Annotated in this window: 1 protein-coding gene; it reads left to right on the top strand. The window is 69.6% G+C overall.

The window, feature by feature from the left end:
- Positions 1–384: 384 nt before the first annotated feature.
- Positions 385–716, top strand: a 332-nt coding sequence (locus ABTZ03_RS30450) for a hypothetical protein (RefSeq protein WP_350516321.1), incomplete at its 3' end; no start/stop codon positions are given.

Raw genomic sequence — 716 nt, 5'->3', positions numbered from 1 at the left:
GCCGATGGTACTGCAGGGGGGACCCTGTGGGAGAGTAGGACGCCGCCGAACAATTATTCAAGGCCGCGGCCCCAGCGATTCGCTGGGGCCGCGGCCTTTTTGTGTTTTGCGAACTTGTACGAGGCCGGCAGGCCGGGACTTCCGCCCAGGCGCGGACGCTTCCGACATGCCGGACAATGGAGATGGTGCGCGGCCAGGAGGCCGGCGCCGATACCGCGTGACGGCACTGGTGTTGCTCGGTCCGCGGTGGAGCTGAAGCAGCAGAAGGAGTCACCAGGATGTCGAACCAGCCCGAGGGCCGTCCCGAGCGTCGATCGGACGACGGCCGAGGCTACGAGCCCCGGTCCCGTGGGGGCTGGTCCAACGACCGTGGCGGTTCCCGTCGTGACGATCGTGATGACCGTCCGCGTCGTGACGACCGTCCGTCCTACCGCGACCGTGACGACCGTGGCGGTGACCGCGGTGGTTTCCGTCGCGATGACCGTCCGCAGGGTGGTGGCTTCCGTCGGGACGACCGTCCCTCCGGCGGCTTCAACCGTGACGACCGCGGTGGCGACCGTGGCGGCTTCCGTCGTGACGACCGTGGCGGCGAGCGCGGTGGTTTCCGTCGCGATGACCGTCCGCAGGGTGGTGGCTTCCGTCGGGACGACCGTCCCTCCGGCGGCTTCAACCGCGATGACCGTGGCGGTGACCGCGGTGGCTTCCGCCGTGACGAC

Source organism: Kitasatospora sp. NPDC096077 (genome assembly GCF_040303245.1).
Taxonomy (GTDB): Bacteria; Actinomycetota; Actinomycetes; order Streptomycetales; family Streptomycetaceae; genus Kitasatospora.
Note: the sequence above shows the minus strand (reverse complement) of the source record. Positions and strands in the feature narration are given on the sequence as shown.